The following is an 18631-nucleotide window of genomic DNA, read 5'->3' on the forward strand; positions in this document are numbered from 1 at the left end:
AAGGCGGTCTTGCCCCCGGCCTGGCCGAGGCCTACCTTCAACTCCCTACGCGCAGCCGTCGTACACCCTCTACGTGCGTAGAAGCCGGCGTACCCCGTCGCGAGGAGCAGCTCATGGCCCAAGTCGTCCGCGCCGCACTCGTCCAGGCCACCTGGACCGGAGACACCGAGTCGATGATCGCCAAACACGAGGAGCACGCCCGCCGGGCCGCCGCCCAGGGTGCGCGGATCATCGGCTTCCAGGAGGTGTTCAACGCCCCCTACTTCTGCCAGGTCCAGGAGCCCGAGCACTACCGCTGGGCCGAGGCCGTCCCCGACGGTCCCACCGTCCAGCGCATGCAGGCCCTCGCCCGCGAGACCGGCATGGTGATCGTCGTACCGGTCTTCGAGCTGGAGTCCGAGGGCTTCTACTACAACACCGCCGCGGTCATCGACGCCGACGGCAGCTATCTCGGCAAGTACCGCAAGCACCACATCCCCCAAGTCAGGGGATTCTGGGAGAAGTACTACTTCCGCCCGGGCAACCTCGGCTGGCCCGTCTTCGACACCGCCGTCGGCCGGATCGGCGTCTACATCTGCTACGACCGCCACTTCCCGGAAGGCTGGCGTGAACTGGGCCTGGCCGGTGCCCAGTTGGTGTACAACCCGTCCGCGACCTCCCGTGGCCTGTCCTCGTACCTGTGGCAGCTGGAGCAGCCCGCCTCCGCCGTCGCCAACGAGTACTTCGTCGCCGCCATCAACCGCGTCGGCCAAGAGGAGTACGGCGACAACGACTTCTACGGCACCAGCTACTTCGTCGACCCGCGCGGGCAGTTCGTCGGGGAGGTCGCCAGCGACAAGGAGGAAGAGCTCCTCGTGCGCGACCTCGACTTCGACCTCATCAAGGAGGTCCGCGAGCAGTGGGCCTTCTACCGCGACCGGCGTCCCGACGCCTACGGAGGACTCGTACAGCCGTGACCAACCCGATCCCCCTGCACAGCCGGCACCGCTCCGTCCTGCCCGAATGGCTGGCGCTCTACTACGACCGCCCCATCGAGCTCACCCATGGCGAGGGCCGCCACGTCTGGGACGCCGACGGCAATCGCTACCTCGACTTCTTCGGCGGCATCCTCACCACGATGACCGCCCACGCCCTGCCCGAGGTGACCAAGGCCGTCGCCGAACAGGCCGGGCGGATCATCCACTCCTCCACCCTCTACCTCAACCGCCCGATGGTCGAACTGGCCGAGCGCGTCTCGGCGTTGTCCGGCATCCCCGACGCCAGGGTCTTCTTCACCACCTCCGGCACCGAGGCCAACGACACCGCCCTGCTGCTCGCGACGACGTACCGCCGCTCCAACCAGATCCTGGCGATGCGCAACAGCTACCACGGTCGGTCCTTCTCCACCGTCTCGATCACCGGCAACCGGGGCTGGTCCCCGACCAGTCTCTCGCCGCTCCAGACCTACTACGTCCACGGCGCGGTCCGCACTCGAGGCCCCTTCGCGCACCTGAACGACGCCGACTTCACCGCCGCCGCCGTCGCCGACCTGGAAGACGTACTCGGCCAGGCACGCGGCGGGGTCGCCGCACTCATCGCCGAACCGGTGCAGGGTGTGGGCGGGTTCACCTCTCCGCCCGACGGGCTCTACGGTGCCTTCCGCGAGGTCCTCGACCGCCACGGCATCCTCTGGATCAGCGACGAGGTGCAGACCGGCTGGGGCCGTACCGGCGACCACTTCTGGGGCTGGCAGGCCCACGCCCAGAACGGCCCGCCGGACATCATCACCTTCGCCAAGGGCATCGGCAACGGCATGTCCATCGGCGGAGTCGTGGCCCGCTCCGAGGTGATGAACTGCCTCGACTCCAACTCCATCTCCACCTTCGGCGGTTCACCGGTCACCATGGCCGCCGGCGTCGCCAACCTCGGGTACCTCCTCGAACACGACCTCCAGGGCAACGCCCGCCGCGTCGGCGGCCTGCTGCTGGAGCGGCTGCGGGCCGTCTGCGCGAGCGTGCCCGCCGTGCGGGAGGTACGCGGCCGGGGCCTGATGGCCGGCCTGGAGCTGACGAAGCCCGGCACCGACCAGGCCGACCCGGACGCGGCCGCGGCCGTACTGGAAGCCGCCCGGACCGGCGGCCTGCTGCTCGGCAAGGGCGGCGGCCACAACACCAGCGTGCTGCGCATCGCGCCGCCGCTCTCCCTCACCGTCGCCGAGGCGGAAGAGGGAGCCGAGATCCTCGCCGAGGCCCTCCGCATCCTCAACTAGCACGGGGGAAGACGTACATGAGCATCCGCACCCTCATCCGCGGCGGCCTCGTCATCACGGCCGCCGACGAGCTCCACGCCGACGTGCTGATCGAGGACGGCCGGGTCGCCGCCCTCGCGGCACACGGCACGGCGGCCGCCGGAACCTGGACGGCCGACCGGACGATCGACGCGAGCGGGAAGTACGTCATCCCCGGCGGGGTCGACGCCCACACCCACATGGAGCTGCCCTTCGGCGGCACCGCCGCCTCCGACACCTTCGAAACCGGGACCCGGGCCGCCGCCTGGGGCGGCACCACCACCATCGTGGACTTCGCCGTGCAGACGCCGGGGCACGCCCTGCGCGAGGGCCTGGACGCCTGGTACGCCAAGGCCGACGGCCAGTGCGCCGTCGACTACGCCTTCCACATGATCCTCTCGGACGTCCACGAGGGCACCCTGAAGGAGATGGACCACCTGGTGGGGGAGGGGATCACCTCCTTCAAGCTGTTCATGGCGTACCCCGGGGTCTTCTACAGCGACGACGGGCAGATCCTGCGCGCGATGCAGCGGGCGTCGGGCAACGGCGGGCTGATCATGATGCACGCGGAGAACGGCATCGCGATCGACGTGCTCGTCGAACAGGCCCTGGCGCGCGGGGAGACCGATCCCCGTCACCACGGCGAGGTCCGCAAGGTGCTGCTGGAGGCGGAGGCCACCCACCGGGCGATCCAGCTGGCGCGGGTGGCGGGCGCCCCGCTGTACGTGGTCCACGTATCGGCGGAGGAGGCCGTCGCGGAGCTGGCGCTTGCCCGGGACAAGGGCTTGCCGGTCTTCGGTGAAACCTGCCCGCAGTACCTGTTCCTGTCCACCGACAACCTCGAAGAGCCGGACTTCCAGGGCGCCAAGTACGTGTGCTCCACCCCGTTGCGCCCCCGCGAGCACCAGGCGGCGCTGTGGCGGGGCCTGCGCACGAACGACCTCCAGGTGGTTTCCACGGACCACTGCCCGTTCTGTTTCCGCGGTCAGAAGGAGCTGGGCCGCGGGGACTTCTCGAAGATCCCGAATGGCCTGCCGGGCGTGGAGAACCGCATGGACCTCCTCCACCAGGCGGTCCTGGACGGGCACATCAGCCGCCGGCGCTGGATCGAGATCGCGTGCGCGACCCCGGCCCGGATGTTCGGGCTCTACCCGCAGAAGGGCACGATCGCGCCGGGTTCCGATGCCGACATCGTCCTCTATGATCCGCATGCCGAGCAGGTCATCTCCGCCGAGACGCACCACATGAACGTGGACTACTCGGCGTACGAGGGCAAGCGGATCACCGGACGCGTCGACACGGTCCTCTCGCGCGGCGAACTCGTCATCGACCAGCGCGAGTACACCGGCCGGGCCGGCCACGGGGCCTTCATCCCCCGCTCCACCTGTCAGTACCTGTAAGCAAGGCTGTGCTCAATCTAAGGACACGCGATGGACTTCGGCCTCGTCCTGCAGACCGACCCGCCCGCCTCGCAGGTCGTCAGCCTCATGAAGCGCGGCGAACGCAACGGCTTCCGCTACGGCTGGACCTTCGACTCCGCCGTGCTGTGGCAGGAACCGTTCGTCATCTACAGCCAGATCCTGGCCAACACGCAGCGCATGCACGTCGGTCCGATGGTCACCAACCCGGGCACCCGCACCTGGGAGGTGACCGCCTCCACCTTCGCCACCCTCAACGACATGTACGGCAACCGCACCGTCTGCGGGATCGGCCGCGGGGACTCGGCGATGCGGGTCGCGGGCCGGGCCCCCAACACCCTGGCACGGCTCGGGGAGGCCATCGAGGTGATCCGGGATCTGGCGGAGGGCCGTGAGGCGGTCGTGGACGGCAACCCGATCCGGATCCCCTGGATCACGGACGGGAAGCTGCCCGTCTGGATGGCCGCGTACGGGCCCAAGGCCCTCGCGCTCGCCGGGCAGAAGGCCGACGGGTTCATCCTTCAGCTCGCCGACCTCTACCTCACCGAGTGGATGATCAAGGCGGTCCGCCAGGCCGCCGTGGAGGCCGGCCGCGACCCCGACTCGATCACCATCTGCGTAGCGGCCCCGGCGTACGTGGGGGACGATCTCGCGCACGCCCGCGACCAGTGCCGCTGGTTCGGCGGCATGGTCGGCAATCACGTCGCCGACCTGGTCTCCCGCTACGGCGAGCACTCCTCGATGGTCCCGGACGAGCTCACGGAGTACGTCAAATCCCGCCAGGGCTACGACTACAGCCACCACGGCCGCACCGGGAATCCCTCGGCCGACTTCGTCCCCGACGAGATCGTCGACCGCTTCTGCCTGCTGGGTCCGGCCGAGGCCCACATCGAGAAGCTCCGGGCACTGCGCGATCTCGGCGTCGACCAGTTCGCCCTCTACAACATGCACGACGCCCGTGAAGCGACCATCGACGCGTACGGATCCGACGTCATCCCGTTGTTCAGCTGACCTTTACGAGGGGCGCGGGGCCGGCCGGAAGACCGGCCCGTGACGCCCCCGCGCCTTCTCCGACGGCGCATCAACATGAAAGAGCCGCCTCTCGGACCGGGTGTTGAACCCGGTTCGAGAGGCGGCTTTCTGCGTTGCGGCGGCCTGACCGCGCAGCCCTGTCGCCTCGGGGCCGGATTCGCCACCTGGGGCCGACCGAGGGCGGGCTCCGGCTCTTACATACCCCCTATGGGTATGCTACGTTGCTCCGCAGAAGTACCCCCCAGGGGTATGTTGCAGAGAAGGGTCAGGGCAAATGGCAACCGTCAATCCCCTGCGTTGGTGGGCACTTGCCGTGCTCGCCACCGCGCAGTTCATGGTCATCATGGACACCTCGATCATCGGGGTGGCACTCCCCGAGATGCAGAAGGACCTCGGCTTCTCGCAGGGCGAGCTGCAGTGGGTCTTCAACGCCTACGTCATCGTCTTCGGCGGACTGCTCCTGCTCGGCGGTCGACTCTCCGACCTGGTCGGAGCCCGCAAGATCTTCGCCGCCGGCTGGGCGACCATGATCGTCGGCTCGATCGTCGCCGCTGCCGCGCAGACGGCCACGGTCGAGATCGTCGGCCGCGCTGTCCAGGGCGTCGGTGGCGCGCTCATCGCACCCGCCGCCATGACCCTGTTGATGATGCTCTTCATGCACGACCCGAAGGAGCTCGGCAAGGCGATGGCGCTGTACGGCGCCGCTGCTCCCGCCGGTGGCACCGCGGGCGTGTTCCTGGGTGGTGTCTTCACCGAGTGGATGAGCTGGCAGTGGGTCTTCATCATCTACATCCCGATCGGTCTCGCGACCCTCGCCGCGACCAGGCTGCTGCCCGCCGTCGCGTCCCGTCGCGGTTCCGTGGACGTCCTGGGCGCGGTCGCGGTCACCGCGGGCCTGGCGCTCGCCGTGTTCGCCGTCGTCCGCGCGCCCGAAGTGGGCTGGGGCTCCACCGCGACCGTCCTCGAGCTGATCGGCGCCGTCGTCCTGCTCGTCGTCTTCTTCCTGATCCAGAAGTCCATCCGCGAGCCGCTCATGCCGCTCAGCGTCTGGCGCGTGCCGCGTCTCGGCTCGGCCAACCTGGCGATGACGCTGCTCGGCGCCGCGTGGATCCCGATGTGGTACTTCCTCAACCTCTACCTGCAGCAGGTGCTGAACTACGGGGCCTTCGCCTCCGGCGCCGCGCTGCTCCCCATGACCGTCCTGCTGATGATCTTCATGACGGCGATCACCAGCCGCCTCATGGGCAGGTTCGGCGCGAAGCCGCTGATCGTCGCAGGGCTTCTGGCCCTCTCGGCCGGGCTGGTCTGGCTGTCGGCCGTGGAGCCGACCGGCACCTTCCTGGTCGACGTCCTGCCGGCCTCGCTCGTTGCCGCCCTCGGCATGGCGCTGGCCTACATTCCCGCGATGATCGCCGCCATGTCCGGCGCCCCCCAGGAGCAGGCGGGTCTGGCCTCGGGCATCGTCAACACGACGTACAACGTGGGCTCGGCCCTGGGTCTGGCCGCCCTGACCGCTCTTGCCACCACGCAGGGCGCCGGTGAGCTGGGCGACCTGCCCGCCCTCACCGATGGCTTCAGTGCCGCGTTCCTCGCCGCCGCCGCCATCGCGGCCGCGGGCGCCGTGATCACCCTTCTCGTGATGAAGGGGGACCGGGCGGCGGCGCCAGCAGCCGCCCCCGCGCCGCAGAGCGAGACCGCCGGGGTGTGACGCACGGGCTCGTCCCGCACCGGCCAAGGGGTCGCCCGAGGTCCGCCACGGACATCGGGCGACCCCTTTCTGCCGCTGCCCACGCTTCCCATCCGTGCCCGTACCCCGCCTCCCACTCCCAACCGCACCCGCACGCCCGACCCCGACGGCCGGACCGGCCGATCAGGCAGGAGACCTCATGGAAGACATCCGAACCCGTGCCGTACACGTCGTGAACCAGCCTCCGGCCCGGGGGAGCCGGCCCCTCTCCGTTCCTCTGGTGCAGTCGTCCGCCTTCGCCTTCGACTCCGCGAGCGAGCTCGCCGAAGCCATGGCCGGCCCGGACGGCCAGTACGTCTACAGCCGCCGGGGCAATCCCACGGTCCGCGCCCTGGAGCACACGCTGGCCGGCCTGGAGGGCGGTGCTTCGGCGATCGCCTTCGCCTCCGGGATGGGGGCCATCAGCGGCGTCCTGCTGGCGCTCCTGCGTCCGGGTGATCACGTCGTGGCGCAGCGGTGTCTCTACGGAGGGACGTACGCCTCCCTGACCGACCTGGCGGACCGGTACGGCATCGAGGTCACGTACGTCAGCGGCGACGAAGTGGTGGAGTTCGAGGCGGCGGCCGGTCCCCGGACCCGGCTGCTCGTCATGGAGACCATCGCGAACCCGACTGGCCAAGTCCCCGATCTGCCAGGCCTGTTGGCTGCCGCCCGACGCCGGAACGTCATCAGCGCCGTGGACAACTCCCTCGCGTCACCCGTCCTGTGCCGCCCCATCGAACTCGGCGCCGACATCGTGCTCCACTCCACGACCAAGTACCTGGCCGGACACTCCGACGTCCTCGGCGGGGCGGCCGTCTTCGCGGACGACGGGCTGCGGCAGGAGATATGGCCGCGGACGGTCGAACTCGGTTCCACCCCGGACCCGTTCGCCGCCTGGTTGACCCTGCGGGGGATACCGACGCTGCCCCTGCGGATGCGTGAGCACTGCGCCAACGCCGACGTGCTGGCCGGCCGGCTGGCCGCTCATCCCGCCGTCACGGCCATCCACTGGCCCTGGCTCCCCGCCCACCCCTCGTACGCCGTCGCACGCAAGGTGCTCTCCGGTGGGGGAGGGCTGCTCTCCTTCGAGCTCGCCGGAGGCCGGGAGGCGGGAAGGGCGTTCGTGGAGGGCGTGCGGCTGGCACGGCTCGCGCTGTCGCTGGGCGGGGTGGAGACGCTGGTGACGCATCCGGCCAGTACCTCGCACCGGGAGCTGGGCGCGGCGGCGTTGGCCGCAGCGGGGATCGGGGCGGGCCTGGTGCGGATGTCCGTAGGCATCGAGGACCCCGAAGACCTGTGGCGCGACGTCGAACAGGCCCTGTCCGGCGTTGTTTTGGGTTGACAAAATAAATGAACCATTCGTAGATTGGTTCACGCCAAGGAATCACTGCTCTACGTCAAAAGGGGCGCACGATGCGGTACTTCGAGGACTTCCGGACCGGTGACGTCCACGAGCTGGGCACGGTCACCGTCACCGTTGAGGAGGTGCTGGAATTCGGTAGGCGCTTCGACCCGCAGCCCTTCCACACGGACCCGGTGCTCGCCGCCGGTTCGCCGTTCGGCGGCCTGATCGCCAGTGGCTGGCACACCGCCTCGATGTTCATGAGGCGCTACGTCGACGGGTTGCTGGTCCACAGCGCGTGCACCGGTTCCCCCGGGGTCGACGAGATCCGCTACGTGCGCCCCGTGCGCCCGGGGGACGTCCTCACCGCCCGAGTGGAGATCCTCGGATCCCGCCCGTCGCCGTTCAACTCGAGCACCGGCATCGTGCAGCCCAAGTGCCTTCTGCTCGACCGCGACGGGGCGGTCGTCTTCAGCATGATCCTGCACAGCATCTTCGAGCGCAGGCCCGCCGGTGCCGTTGCCGACGCCCCGTGTTCCGGGACGAAGTCCGCCGCCGAGGATCCGGTCCCGTGCGTGCGAGCCATGGCCTGACCACCCCGGCGCGAGACCACCTCGAACCCCGCGACCGTCCGTACCCATCCCACCCGATGTGAAGGGAGACCTCCTGTGGAGGCCGTATCCCGAACCGCCCAGTGGACCGCCGCAGCGCGAGCCCTGGAGACCGACCGAGAGGACCGGCTGTTCGCCGATCCCTACGCACGCACCGTCGCCGACGACATCGGCTTCGAACTCCTGGAGCGCTACGCCGGGGCCGGCACCGTACCGTTCCTCGCCATCCGCACCACCTACCTGGACCGGGCCGTCGTACGGGCCGTCGAGGAACACGGCATCCGCCAGATCGTTTTCCTCGCCGCCGGCATGGACACCCGCTTCTACCGGCTCCCCTGGCCCGAGGGCGTCACCGTCTACGAGCTGGACCGCCCCGCGCTGCTGGAGGCGAAGGCGCGGATGCTCGCCGACGAACCCGCTCCCGCCGGGCGCAGCCGCGTCACCGTCCCCGTGGACCTCACGCAGGACTGGACCGGTCCGCTCAAGGAGGCCGGCTGGCGCAGTGACGAGCCGGTGCTGTGGGTGGTCGAGGGGCTCCTCTTCTTCCTCCCCGAGGGCGCCGTGCGCAACCTGATCTCGACCCTGGCCGTGCACTCCGCGCCCGACTCGGTGCTGCTCGGAGACGTCATCAGCAGGGCCGCCCTGATGAACCCCCTCTCCCGCCCCTTCCTGAACTGCCTCGCCGAAGACGGCAACCCCTGGCTGTTCGGCACGGAAACCCCCGAGCAACTGCTCGCCGAGTGCGGGTGGGAAGTCCGCGAGGTGCGGCAGCCGGGCGAGCCGGGCGCCGACTTCGGCCGCTGGCCGTACCCGGTTCCGCCGCGCAGTGTCCCGGGCGTTCCCCGCTCGTTCCTGTTCACCTGCGACCTTCCGGGCTCCGAGGAGGTGGCGGCATGAGCGGCACGCACGAGTTCCACCAGCGCGTCATCAGCGATGCGGGAGCGGCCGTACGCGGGCTCACCGTCGCCCTCGGCGAGCGGCTCGGCCTGTACCGTGCGCTGGCCGAGGACGGCCCCCTCACCGCGGCCGGGCTCGCGGTGCGCACCGGGATCGCCGAGCGGTACGCGCAGGAGTGGCTGCACGCCCAGCTGAGCGCCGGGTACGTCGAGCGCCACCCGAGCGCCGACACGTACACGCTGCCCGCCGACCACGTGCCCGTACTCGCCGACCCGGACGCCGTCACCTTCGCCGCCGGATTCTTCACCGCCCTCAAGGCCCTCTACGCAACCGAGGACCTGCTCGTCGACGCGTACCGCTCCGGCGACGGCGTCGGCTGGGCGGAACACGATCCGGCACTGGACACCGGGATGGGAAGCTTCTTCCAGCCCACCTACCAGCACCGGCTCGTCCCCGACTGGCTGCCCGCCCTCCACGGGGTCACCGGCAAACTCCACGCCGGCGGCGCCGTCGCCGACGTGGGCTGCGGAGTCGGGCACACCACGCTGCTCATCGCCAGGGCATTCCCCGAGGCGACCGTGCACGGCTTCGACTACTCCGAGGAAGCCATCTCCATCGCCCGGCAGCTCGCCGAGGACGCCGGACTCGGCGACCGCGTCGTCTTCGACGTCGCCGCGGCCGACGACTACCCCGGCTCCGGCTACGACCTCGTCACCTTCTTCAACGCCCTGCACGACATGGGCGACCCCGTCGCCGCCGCGCAGCACGTGCACAAGTCCCTGGACGCCGAGGGGACGTGGATGCTCGTCGAGTCCAACGTCTCGCCCGCCGACATCGATACGCAGACACCCGCCGCCCGCATGTTCATGGCGCTGTCCGCCGTGATGTGCCTGCCCGTGGCCGTCGCCCAGCGGGGCCCTCACGCGCTCGGCAACCACTCCGGCGAGCAGGCGTTCCGCGCGATCGCGCAGGAGGCCGGCTTCACCCGCTGGCGGCGCGCGACAGAGACCCCGGTCAACGCCGTCTACGAAGTCCGGCCCTGACCGCGCGTCCGCCGCGCCCACCACCACACCGAGGGAGTCTCCATGGGCCTCGCCGCCCCCCTGCCCGTCAGTGACCGGTTCCTGGAAGTCCTGGAACGGCTCAGCTCGCGCTCCATCGAGGAGTACTACAACCCGTACCAGCAGTTCGACTGGCCCGAGAAGCTCGAAGAGGGCCGGCTCTGGATGACCCCCGAGCTGCTCACCGTCTACGGCACCCCCTTCTACGAGGAGCTCGGCGAGGAGACCATCCACCGCCTCTCCAAGTGGGAGAGCATCAACTTCTACAGCCTCAACGTGCACGGCATCCGTGAGCTGCTCATCGAGGTGGTCGGCCGGATCCACATGCCCGGCTTCGAAGTACCCTCCGACTTCTTCCACCACTTCATCGGCGAAGAGAACGAACACATGTGGTTCTTCGCCGAGTTCTGCCGCCGCTACGGCGACAAGATCTACGGCTCGACCGCCATGCGCGCCGACTCCGCGTGGGAACCGGATGTGGAGAACTTCCTGGTCTTCGCCCGGATCCTGTTCTTCGAGGAACTCGTCGACCACTACAACACGAGGATGGCGCGGGACGAGTCCCTGTGCCACACCATCCGCGAGGTCAACCGCATCCACCACCAGGACGAGTCACGGCACATCGCCTTCGGGCGCGAGCTGGTCTCCCTGCTGTTCAAGCGGATGCGGGACACGGTGTCCGTGCAGCGGCTCGCCGAAGTGGAGGCGTACCTCAAGCGGTACGTCGTCTACAGCGTCAACTCCCTCTACAACCCGCACGTGTACCGCGACGCCGGCATCGCCGACCCGCTGGCACTGCGCAACGCGCTGGTCGCCGACGAGGGACGCCGTCCGTACGAGCGCAAGGCCATCCGCAAACCGCTCGGCTTCTTCCTTAAGGCCGGGATCTTCACCGATGACGTCCTGCCCGTCGTCTGAACGAGCCGTCCGTCGTCCGAGAGGTGACTCCACCATGACCGTGACAACCCATGCGAGCGTCGGGGAGACGAGGGGCCTGCCGTCCCTCGGACCCGAGGGGACCGCCCTGCTGCGGCTCCTCGACGACACCTTCGAGGGCTGGGGCGTGAGCGCGGGCGCCCGCCCGATGACCATGCCCCCGCTGCTGCTGGCATCCGACCTGGCCCGGCTCGACTACTACGACAACTTCCCCCACCAGGCCGTCGTCGCGGCCCCGCTCGACCTGGCGGCAAGGGAGACCAGCGAGTTCTGTACGGACAGCGGTTGCTTCCCCTGCACCGCCCTCCAGCCGGCAGCGCTCGGACTCCCGTCCGCGTCCTGCTACGCCGTCTACATCGACCATCAGGGCCGCCAGGTCGCGGACGACACCCTGGTCACCGTTGTCGGCTGGTGCTTCCGCAAGGAGGAGCACTACGAGGGCCTGCGCCGGCAACTCGGCTTCCGCATGCGGGAAGTGGTGGCGATCGGGACCCGCGAGCACGCCGAGTCCCACCTCGCCCGGTTCACCTCGCGCATCCAGGCCTTCGCCGAGGCGCTGGACCTGCCGCTGCGCAAGGAGGCCGCCTGCGACCCGTTCTTCGACAAAGGCAGCTCGAAGGCAGTGCTCCAGCGGCTCACCCCGGTCAAGCACGAGTTCCTGTACGAGGACCTGGCGATCGCCTCGGTCAACACCCACCGCAACTTCTTCGGCGACCGGTGCGAGATCACACTGGAATCGAGCGGCAGCCCGGCCTTCACCAGCTGCGCCGCATTCGGACTGGAGCGCTGGCTGTCCGCACTGACCAGGCGGCACGGCAGCTGGGAGGCGGCGACCGAGGCCGTCCTGCGTGCGAATGCGGCCGGGCCGGCGATCTGACGTGCCGACACGACCCGTCGCCCCGCCGGCGGGCGGCCTGGGCTGGGCGAATCTAGGCATGGACATCGTGTCCGTCACCCGTGTCCGCCGACTGCTCGCCGAGTACGGCGAGGAGTTCTTCGACCGGATGCTCACCCCCGGTGAACTCGCCGACTGCCGGACGGCTTCCGGCCTCGACGTACTGAGTCTCTGCGGCCGGATAGCGGCCAAGGAAGCGTCCTTCAAGACCCTCCGCGTCCGGGGCAGGTTCCTCCCCTGGCTCGACATCGTCGTGCGGCGTTCCGAAGGGGGCTGGCCCCTCGTCGAGCTCCGCCGGGGCGCGGCCGAGATGGCCGCGGCATCCGGCATCGCCGAGATCACCGTGTCCATCAGCCACGACGTGGACTACGCGGTGGCCGTCGCCGCCCCCGTCCTCCAAGCCGGCTCGGCGGGCTACCCCCTCCCTCCGATCCTTCCCGGCCCGGCCGGGGCCTCGGCCGCCCCGGCAACCAACCCCTCATCCATGCACAGCACTTCAAGGAGAACAACCATGTCCGACGGTCTGCAGCAGGTGAAGAACTGGCTCCTCGCCCGTCACACGGAGCGCGAGGACATCGCCTCCGACCTGGATCTCATCGAGAACCGGCTCATCGACTCGCTGTCCTTCGTCGAGTTCGTCTTCCTGCTCGAGCAGCAGTGTGGGCGGTCGATCCAGATGGAGACCCTGGAGGTGGACGAGATCCGCACCCTCGCCGCCATCGAGTCGCACTTCTTCCCGGTCGAGGTCGAGGTGGGGCAGGCATGAGCAAGCGGCTGTTCACCTCCGAGTCGGTCACCGAGGGACACCCCGACAAGATCGCCGACCGGATCAGCGACACCATCCTCGACGCGCTGCTGCGCGAGGACCCCGCCTCCCGGGTGGCGGTGGAGACCCTCATCACCACGGGCCTGGTCCACATAGCGGGCGAGGTGACGACCAAGGCCTACGCGCCCATAGCCGCCCTCGTTCGCGAGGCCGTTCTCGACATCGGCTACGACTCCTCGAAGAAGGGCTTCGACGGCGCCTCCTGTGGCGTGTCGGTGTCCATCGGGGCGCAGTCGCCCGACATCGCGCAGGGCGTCGACACCGCCTTCGAGAAGCGGGTGGACGGTGCGGGGGCGAGCGACGAGCTCGACGAACAGGGTGCCGGAGACCAGGGCCTGATGTTCGGGTACGCCTGTGACGAGACGCCCGAGCTGATGCCGCTGCCGATCCACATCGCGCACCGGCTGGCCCGTCGGCTGACCGAGGTCCGCAAGGACGGGACCGTGCCGTACCTGCGCCCCGACGGCAAGACGCAGGTCACCATCGAGTACGACGGCGACCGGGCCGTGCGCCTGGACACCGTCGTCGTGTCCTCGCAGCACGCCGCCGACGTGGACCTCGACGGACTGCTCGCTCCCGACATCCGTGAGTTCGTCGTGGAGCACGTACTGAACCAGCTCGTCGAGGACGGCATCAAGCTGGAGACCGAGGGCTACCGGCTGCTGGTCAACCCGACCGGCCGCTTCGAGATCGGCGGTCCGATGGGCGACGCCGGCCTGACCGGCCGCAAGATCATCATCGACACCTATGGCGGGATGGCCCGTCACGGTGGCGGCGCCTTCTCCGGCAAGGACCCGTCCAAGGTCGACCGCTCCGCCGCGTACGCCATGCGCTGGGTCGCCAAGAACGTCGTGGCCGCCGGTCTGGCCTCGCGCTGCGAGGTCCAGGTCGCCTACGCGATCGGCAAGGCCGAGCCCGTCGGCCTGTTCGTCGAGACCTTCGGCACGGGGAAGCTGACGGACGAGCGCATCCAGGAAGCCGTCTCGGACGTCTTCGACCTCCGGCCGGCCGCGATCATCCGCGATCTGAACCTGCTCCGGCCGATCTACGCCCAGACCGCCGCCTACGGCCACTTCGGCCGCGAGCTGCCCGACTTCACCTGGGAGCGCACCGACCGCGTGGACGCCCTGCGCCGGGCCGTTGGGTTCTGACATGCGCATCGTTGTCACGGGGTCCATCGCGACCGACCATCTGATGACCTTCCCCGGCCGGTTCGCCGAGCAGCTGCTGGCGGACCGGCTGGACCGGATATCCCTGTCCTTCCTCGCCGACAACCTGGAATTCCGCCGCGGCGGAGTGGCGGCCAACATCGCGTTCGGCCTGGGAACACTGGGACTGCGGCCGGTCCTGGTGGGCGCTGTGGGAAGGGACTTCGAGCCGTACCGGGTGTGGCTCAAGGACCACGGCGTCGACACCGACTCCGTTCGGGTCAGCGAGACGTGCCACACCGCGCGTTTCGTCTGCACCACCGACCGGGACCAGAACCAGATCGCGACGTTCTACGAGGGCGCCATGGTCGAGGCCCGCGAGATCGACCTGAGGGACGTCGCCGCCCGGGCCGGACGCCCCGACCTGGTGCTGATCTCGCCCGACGACCCGCAGGCCATGCTCCGCCATACGCGGACCTGTCGTGAGCTGGGCATCCCCTTCGCCGCAGACCCGTCGCAGCAGCTGGCGCGACTGGAACGGGCGCAGATCCGGGAACTGGTGGACGGCGCGAGCCGGCTGTTCACCAACGAGTACGAAGCAGCCCTGCTGTGCGAGAAGTCCGGGCTGACCGAGGACCAGGTCCTGCGACGGGTCGACTCCTGGGTGACCACCCGGGGCGAGGACGGCGTACGGATCCGGACCGCCGGCGGCGCGCCGCTGACCGTGCACGCGGTCGAGGTGCCGGAGGCCGTCGACCCGACCGGAGTCGGCGACGCCTTCCGGGCCGGGTTCCTCGCCGCCACGGCCTGGGGCGTCTCCGAGCGGAGCGCGGCCCAGCTGGGCTGCGCACTCGCCGCGACCGTCCTCGACTCCGTGGGTACGCAGGAGTACCGAGTGTCCGGCGAGTCGCTGCTCTCCCTGCTCGGCACGGCATACGGCTGCAGGTACGAGACGGAGCTGACCGCACACCTGTGGGAGTTGGCATGAGGCGGCCACTGAGGGAGGAGCTCGCGAAGCGGGTCGTGGTGGCCGACGGGGCGATGGGAACGATGCTCCAGGCCGCCGATCCGACACTCGACGACTTCATGGGTCTCGAGGGCTGCAACGAGATCCTCAACGTCACCCGGCCCGACATCGTCCGGTCGGTCCATGACGAGTACTACGCGGTGGGTGTGGACTGCGTCGAGACGAACACCTTCGGGGCCAATCTCTCAGCGCTCGCCGAGTACGGCGTGGAGGGCCGGGTCTACGACCTGTCCGAGGCCGGAGCGCGCATCGCCCGGGAAGCTGCGGACGCGTTCACGGCGAAGGACGGCCGGCCCCGCTGGGTGCTGGGCTCCATGGGCCCCGGTACCAAACTGCCCACGCTCAAGCACGTGGCGTACGAGCCCTTGCGCGACGCGTACCAGGAGAACGCCGAGGGCCTGATCAGGGGTGGCGCGGACGCGCTGCTCGTCGAAACCTCGCAGGACCTCCTCCAGGCGAAGGCGGCCGTCATCGGTGCGCGCCGGGCGCTGGAGTGGTGCGCGATGGGTGACCTGCCGCTCATCGTTCAGGTGACGGTCGAGGCGACGGGCACGATGTTGCTGGGTTCGGAGATCGGCGCGGCGCTGACGGCGTTGGAGCCGCTCGGTATCGACATGATCGGCCTGAACTGTGCGACCGGGCCGGCTGAGATGAGTGAGCACCTGCGGTATCTCGCGCGGAACTCCCGTATCCCCCTTTCGTGCATGCCGAATGCGGGTCTGCCGGTCCTCGGCAAGAACGGTGCGCACTATCCGTTGTCCGCGTCCGAGCTGGCGGACGCGCAGGAGACTTTCGTCGGTGAGTACGGGCTTTCCCTGGTCGGTGGCTGCTGCGGTACGACGCCTGAGCACTTGCGCCAGGTCGTGGAGCGGGTCCGCGGTCTGAGCCCGGCGGTGCGCCGGCCGAGCCCGGAGCCGGGTGCGTCCTCGCTGTATCAGACGGTGCCGTTCCGGCAGGACATTTCGTTCATGGCGATCGGTGAGCGGACGAACGCGAACGGGTCGAAGAAGTTCCGTGATGCCATGCTCGAGGCGCGTTGGGACGACTGTGTGGAGATGGTCCGCGACCAGATCCGTGAGGGCGCGCACATGCTCGACCTGTGCGTGGACTACGTGGGCCGTGACGGGGTCGCGGACATGAAGGAGCTGGCCGGACGTTTCGCGACCGCGTCGACGCTGCCGATCGTCCTGGACTCGACCGAGGTTCCTGTTCTGCGGGCGGGTCTGGAGAAGCTGGGCGGCCGCGCGGTCATCAACTCCGTGAACTACGAGGACGGCGACGGGCCGGAGTCCCGGTTCGCGAAGGTCACCGGCCTCGCCCAGGAGCACGGTGCGGCACTGATCGCGCTGACGATCGATGAGGAGGGCCAGGCCCGCACCGTCGAGCACAAGGTCGCCATCGCGCAGCGTCTGATCGCCGATCTGACGGGGAACTGGGGGATTCACGAGTCGGACATCCTCATCGACACGCTGACGTTCACGATCTGCACGGGTCAGGAGGAGTCGCGTAAGGACGGGATCGCGACGATCGAGTCGATCCGGGAGCTGAAGCGCCGTCACCCGGATGTGCAGACGACGCTGGGTCTGTCGAACATCTCCTTCGGTCTGAATCCGGCCGCCCGTGTCCTGCTGAACTCGGTTTTCCTCGATGAGTGCGTGAAGGCCGGTCTGGATTCGGCGATCGTCCACGCCAGCAAGATTTTGCCGATCGCCCGCTTCGACGATGAGCAGGTGGGCACCGCTCTCGACCTCATCTATGACCGGCGTGCGGAGGGGTATGACCCGCTGCAGAAGCTGATGGCTCTCTTCGAGGGGGTCAACACCAAGTCGATGAAGGCGGGCCGGGCCGAGGAGCTTCTCGCGTTGCCGCTGGACGAGCGGCTGCAGCGCCGGATCATCGATGGTGAGAAGAACGGCCTGGCGGCCGACCTCGACGAGGCGCTGGAGACCAGGCCCGCGCTCGACATCGTCAATGACACCCTGCTGGAGGGTATGAAGGTTGTGGGGGAGCTGTTCGGCTCCGGTCAGATGCAGTTGCCGTTCGTGCTGCAGTCGGCTGAGGTGATGAAGAACGCGGTCGCGCATCTCGAGCCGCACATGGAGAAGTCCGATGCGGATGGCAAGGGCACGATCGTGCTGGCCACGGTCCGTGGGGATGTCCATGACATCGGCAAGAACCTTGTCGACATCATCCTCACCAACAATGGCTACAACGTCGTCAACATTGGTATCAAGCAGCCGGTTTCCGCGATTCTGGAGGCGGCGCAGGAGCACAAGGCCGATGTGATCGGCATGTCGGGTCTGCTGGTGAAGTCGACGGTGATCATGAAGGAGAACCTGGAGGAGCTCAACCAGCGCAAGCTGGCGGCCGACTACCCGGTGATCCTCGGCGGCGCCGCCCTGACCCGCGCCTACGTCGAGCAGGACCTCCACGAGATCTACGAAGGCGAAGTCCGCTACGCCCGCGACGCCTTCGAAGGCCTACGCCTCATGGACGCCCTGATGGGAGTCAAACGCGGGGTCCCCGGAGTCACCCTCCCACCCCTCAAGCAGCGCCGAGTACCGCAACGGACCGCTCTGCCCGATGTGCGCGAGCCCGAGGAGGCCGGCCGCTCCGACGTTGCCGTCGATGCTCCCGTACCCGAGCCGCCGTTCCTCGGGTCCCGTGTCGTCAAGGGCATCCCGCTCAAGGAGTACGCCTCCTGGCTCGACGAAGGCGCGCTCTTCAAAGGGCAGTGGGGGCTCAAGGACGCCGACTTGATCGAGACGGAAGGACGTCCGCGGCTGCGCGGCTGGCTGGACCGGTTGCACACCGATCAGCTGCTCGAAGCGGCCGTGGTCTACGGGTACTTCCCCTGCGTCTCCAAGGGTGACGACCTGATCGTCCTGGACGAGGACGGCACCGAGCGGACGCGGTTCACCTTCCCGCGCCAGCGCCGCGGCCGCCGCCTGTGCCTGGCGGACTACGCCCGCCCCGAGGAGTCCGGCGAGATCGACGTCGTCGGCTTCCAGATCGTCACCGTCGGCAGCCGGATAGGCGAGGAGACCGCCCGCCTCTTCGAGGCGAACGCCTACCGTGACTACCTGGAACTCCACGGCCTGTCCGTGCAGTTGGCCGAGGCCCTCGCCGAGTACTGGCATGCCAGGGTGCGGAGCGAACTCGGTATGGCCGGGTCCGACCCCTCGGCTATGGAGGGCATGTTCCGCACCGAATACCAGGGGTGTCGCTACTCGTTCGGCTACCCCGCCTGCCCCGACCTGGAGGACCGGGCGAAGATCGCGGACCTCCTCCAGCCGGAGCGCATCGGCGTCCACCTGTCGGAGGAGTTCCAGCTCCACCCCGAGCAGTCCACCGACGCCATCGTCATCCACCACCCCGAAGCCGGCTACTTCAATGCCGGCGGCCGCCGGTGAGCCCCGCAGTGGCCCCGCACCGTCCACCGC

At 69.2% G+C, this 18631-nt stretch carries 15 protein-coding genes; all 15 read left to right on the forward strand.

Going from position 1 to position 18631, the window contains the following annotated elements:
* Positions 1-113: 113 nt before the first annotated feature.
* On the forward strand, positions 114-956 hold the full coding sequence (locus OTB20_RS21895) for a nitrilase-related carbon-nitrogen hydrolase (RefSeq protein ID WP_267819859.1): 843 nt from the start codon (positions 114-116) through the stop codon (positions 954-956).
* Positions 953-2248, forward strand: coding sequence for an aspartate aminotransferase family protein (locus OTB20_RS21900; RefSeq protein WP_267819860.1), 1296 nt, complete (start codon positions 953-955; stop codon positions 2246-2248). The genes OTB20_RS21895 and OTB20_RS21900 overlap by 4 nt, the downstream gene beginning before the upstream one ends.
* Before the next feature lie 17 nt (positions 2249-2265).
* Positions 2266-3666 (forward strand): dihydropyrimidinase, encoded by a 1401-nt coding sequence (gene hydA, locus OTB20_RS21905; RefSeq protein ID WP_267819861.1) that lies wholly within the window; start codon positions 2266-2268, stop codon positions 3664-3666.
* A 30-nt stretch (positions 3667-3696) separates the two neighbouring features.
* Positions 3697-4695: a TIGR03842 family LLM class F420-dependent oxidoreductase gene (locus OTB20_RS21910; protein ID WP_267819862.1), complete on the forward strand. Its 999-nt coding sequence runs from the start codon at positions 3697-3699 to the stop codon at positions 4693-4695.
* Positions 4696-4990: 295 nt separating this feature from the next.
* On the forward strand, positions 4991-6424 hold the full coding sequence (locus tag OTB20_RS21915; RefSeq protein ID WP_267819863.1) for an MFS transporter: 1434 nt from the start codon (positions 4991-4993) through the stop codon (positions 6422-6424).
* Positions 6425-6602: 178 nt separating this feature from the next.
* Complete coding sequence (locus tag OTB20_RS21920) at positions 6603-7787, forward strand: trans-sulfuration enzyme family protein (RefSeq protein WP_267819864.1); 1185 nt, start codon at positions 6603-6605, stop codon at positions 7785-7787.
* 71 nt (positions 7788-7858) lie between these two features.
* Positions 7859-8380: a MaoC/PaaZ C-terminal domain-containing protein gene (locus OTB20_RS21925; RefSeq protein ID WP_267819865.1), complete on the forward strand. Its 522-nt coding sequence runs from the start codon at positions 7859-7861 to the stop codon at positions 8378-8380.
* 75 nt (positions 8381-8455) lie between these two features.
* Positions 8456-9295, forward strand: a complete 840-nt coding sequence (locus OTB20_RS21930) for a class I SAM-dependent methyltransferase (RefSeq protein WP_267819866.1) — start codon at positions 8456-8458, stop codon at positions 9293-9295.
* Positions 9292-10338, forward strand: coding sequence for a class I SAM-dependent methyltransferase (locus tag OTB20_RS21935; protein ID WP_267819867.1), 1047 nt, complete (start codon positions 9292-9294; stop codon positions 10336-10338). The genes OTB20_RS21930 and OTB20_RS21935 overlap by 4 nt, the downstream gene beginning before the upstream one ends.
* A 42-nt stretch (positions 10339-10380) precedes the next feature.
* Positions 10381-11274 (forward strand): diiron oxygenase, encoded by an 894-nt coding sequence (locus OTB20_RS21940; RefSeq protein WP_267819868.1) that lies wholly within the window; start codon positions 10381-10383, stop codon positions 11272-11274.
* A 34-nt stretch (positions 11275-11308) separates the two neighbouring features.
* Positions 11309-12169: a hypothetical protein gene (locus OTB20_RS21945; RefSeq protein WP_267819869.1), complete on the forward strand. Its 861-nt coding sequence runs from the start codon at positions 11309-11311 to the stop codon at positions 12167-12169.
* 58 nt (positions 12170-12227) lie between these two features.
* A complete protein-coding gene (locus OTB20_RS21950; protein ID WP_267819870.1) occupies positions 12228-12953 on the forward strand; it encodes a 4'-phosphopantetheinyl transferase superfamily protein in 726 nt (241 codons plus the stop codon).
* Complete coding sequence (gene metK, locus OTB20_RS21955; RefSeq protein ID WP_267819871.1) at positions 12950-14164, forward strand: methionine adenosyltransferase; 1215 nt, start codon at positions 12950-12952, stop codon at positions 14162-14164. Before OTB20_RS21950 ends, metK begins: the two co-directional genes overlap by 4 nt.
* A 1-nt stretch (position 14165) precedes the next feature.
* A complete protein-coding gene (locus OTB20_RS21960; protein ID WP_267819872.1) occupies positions 14166-15149 on the forward strand; it encodes a carbohydrate kinase family protein in 984 nt (327 codons plus the stop codon).
* Positions 15146-18601: a methionine synthase gene (gene metH / locus OTB20_RS21965; protein WP_267819873.1), complete on the forward strand. Its 3456-nt coding sequence runs from the start codon at positions 15146-15148 to the stop codon at positions 18599-18601. Before OTB20_RS21960 ends, metH begins: the two co-directional genes overlap by 4 nt.
* Positions 18602-18631: the final 30 nt, after the last annotated feature.

The organism is Streptomyces sp. H27-H1 (assembly GCF_026627445.1).
Lineage (GTDB): Bacteria > Actinomycetota > Actinomycetes > Streptomycetales > Streptomycetaceae > Streptomyces.

Excerpts from the sequence above, each read along its gene's own strand:
- OTB20_RS21895 (WP_267819859.1), top strand. The coding sequence starts at position 114 with ATGGCCCAAGTCGTCCGCGCCGCACTCGTCCAGGCCACCTGGACCGGA.
- hydA (WP_267819861.1), top strand. The coding sequence starts at position 2,266 with ATGAGCATCCGCACCCTCATCCGCGGCGGCCTCGTCATCACGGCCGCC.
- OTB20_RS21910 (WP_267819862.1), top strand. The coding sequence starts at position 3,697 with ATGGACTTCGGCCTCGTCCTGCAGACCGACCCGCCCGCCTCGCAGGTC.
- OTB20_RS21915 (WP_267819863.1), top strand. The coding sequence starts at position 4,991 with ATGGCAACCGTCAATCCCCTGCGTTGGTGGGCACTTGCCGTGCTCGCC.
- OTB20_RS21920 (WP_267819864.1), top strand. The coding sequence starts at position 6,603 with ATGGAAGACATCCGAACCCGTGCCGTACACGTCGTGAACCAGCCTCCG.
- OTB20_RS21925 (WP_267819865.1), top strand. The coding sequence starts at position 7,859 with ATGCGGTACTTCGAGGACTTCCGGACCGGTGACGTCCACGAGCTGGGC.
- OTB20_RS21935 (WP_267819867.1), top strand. The coding sequence starts at position 9,292 with ATGAGCGGCACGCACGAGTTCCACCAGCGCGTCATCAGCGATGCGGGA.
- OTB20_RS21940 (WP_267819868.1), top strand. The coding sequence starts at position 10,381 with ATGGGCCTCGCCGCCCCCCTGCCCGTCAGTGACCGGTTCCTGGAAGTC.
- OTB20_RS21945 (WP_267819869.1), top strand. The coding sequence starts at position 11,309 with ATGACCGTGACAACCCATGCGAGCGTCGGGGAGACGAGGGGCCTGCCG.
- OTB20_RS21950 (WP_267819870.1), top strand. The coding sequence starts at position 12,228 with ATGGACATCGTGTCCGTCACCCGTGTCCGCCGACTGCTCGCCGAGTAC.
- metK (WP_267819871.1), top strand. The coding sequence starts at position 12,950 with ATGAGCAAGCGGCTGTTCACCTCCGAGTCGGTCACCGAGGGACACCCC.
- OTB20_RS21960 (WP_267819872.1), top strand. The coding sequence starts at position 14,166 with ATGCGCATCGTTGTCACGGGGTCCATCGCGACCGACCATCTGATGACC.
- metH (WP_267819873.1), top strand. The coding sequence starts at position 15,146 with ATGAGGCGGCCACTGAGGGAGGAGCTCGCGAAGCGGGTCGTGGTGGCC.